Origin of the sequence: Streptomyces polyasparticus (genome assembly GCF_014493765.1) — a bacterium.
GTDB lineage: Bacteria > Actinomycetota > Actinomycetes > Streptomycetales > Streptomycetaceae > Streptomyces > Streptomyces polyasparticus.
In genome coordinates this window covers 1-1,587 of sequence record NZ_JACTVJ010000085.1, presented here as the reverse complement: position 1 = coordinate 1,587, position 1,587 = coordinate 1, and the positions used below count along the sequence as shown (strand labels likewise).

Here is a 1,587-nt window from a genome sequence, read left to right as displayed (position 1 = left end):
AAGACAAATTAGTGGCTCCGGCCTTGAAGTTTAGAAACTTCATCGACAGGACTCCAAACACATACAATGTTTATGTTATTGCATCCATCTCCTGTATTTCAGGTGCCATGTTTGGTTTCGATATTTCATCGATGTCGGTTTTTGTGGGTCAAACACCATACTTGAACTTCTTCCACAGCCCCAAGTCTGATTTACAGGGTTTCATTACTGCTGCTATGTCTTTGGGTTCATTTTTTGGTTCTCTTCTTTCGTCATTCGTTTCTGAACCTTTCGGAAGAAGAGCTTCTTTGCTCATTTGTGGTTTCCTCTGGTGTGTTGGTGCTGCTATCCAATGTTCATCTCAGAATGTTGCCCAATTGATCATTGGTCGTATCATTTCTGGTTTTGGTGTTGGTTTCGGATCTTCTGTTGCTCCAGTTTACGGATCTGAAATGGCTCCAAGAAAGATCAGAGGTACCATTGGAGGATTCTTCCAATTCTCCGTCACTCTTGGTATCTTCATCATGTTCCTCATTGGTTACGGATGCTCCAAAATCGATGCTGTGGGCTCATTTAGAATCCCCTGGGGTGTCCAGATTGTTCCTGGTCTTTTCTTGCTTTTGGGATGTTTCTTCATTCCTGAGTCTCCTAGATGGTTGGCTAAACAAGGATACTGGGAGGAAGCCGAAATCATCGTCGCCAACATCCAAGCCAAGGGAAACAGAGAAGACCCCGATGTGTTGATTGAAATCTCCGAAATCAAGGAACAATTGTTGCTCGATGAGCACGCCAAGGCTTTCACCTACGCCGACTTGTTTTCCAAGAAATACCTTCCAAGAACCATCACCGCCATCTCTGCTCAAATCTGGCAACAATTGACCGGTATGAACGTCATGATGTACTACATTGTCTACATTTTCCAAATGGCTGGTTACGAGGGAGACACCAACTTGATTCCTTCTCTTATCCAGTACATCATTAACACCGTTGTCACCATTCCATCTTTGTACTTGTTGGACAGAGTTGGTAGAAGAAAGATGTTGTTATTTGGTGCCGCTGCTATGATGGCTTGGCAATTTGGTGTGGCTGGTATTTTGGCTACTTACTCTGAGCCTTACGACCTCAATGACACTGTCAAAATTACCATTCCTGACAAGCACAAATCTGCTGCTAAAGGTGTGATTGCATGTTGTTATCTTTTCGTTGCTTCGTTCGCTTCCACCTGGGGTGTTGGTATCTGGGTTTACTGTTCTGAAGTTTGGGGAGACTCTCAATCGAGACAAAGAGGAGCTGCTGTTGCTACCGCTGCCAACTGGATTTTCAACTTTGCCATTGGTATGTTCACTCCATCTTCTTTCAAGAACATCACCTGGAAGACATACTGTATCTATGCCACTTTCTGTGGATGTATGTTCATCCATGTGTTCTTCTTCTTCCCAGAAACCAAGGGTAAGCGTTTGGAAGAAATTGCTCAAATTTGGGAAGAAAAGGTCCCAGCTTGGAAGACTTCCAAGTGGCAACCACACGTTCCTTTGTTGTCGGACCACGAGCTTGCCGAGAAGATGAGCACCAAGCACGACGAAAACATGCTTCAATCGCAATCATCGG

Annotated in this window: 1 protein-coding gene; it reads left to right on the top strand. The window is 44.3% G+C overall.

The genetic code is table 11. The features are described 5' to 3' along the window. The coding region (locus tag H9Y04_RS48995; RefSeq protein WP_187820133.1) for a sugar porter family MFS transporter at nt 1-1,587 on the top strand (1,587 nt) is incomplete at both ends.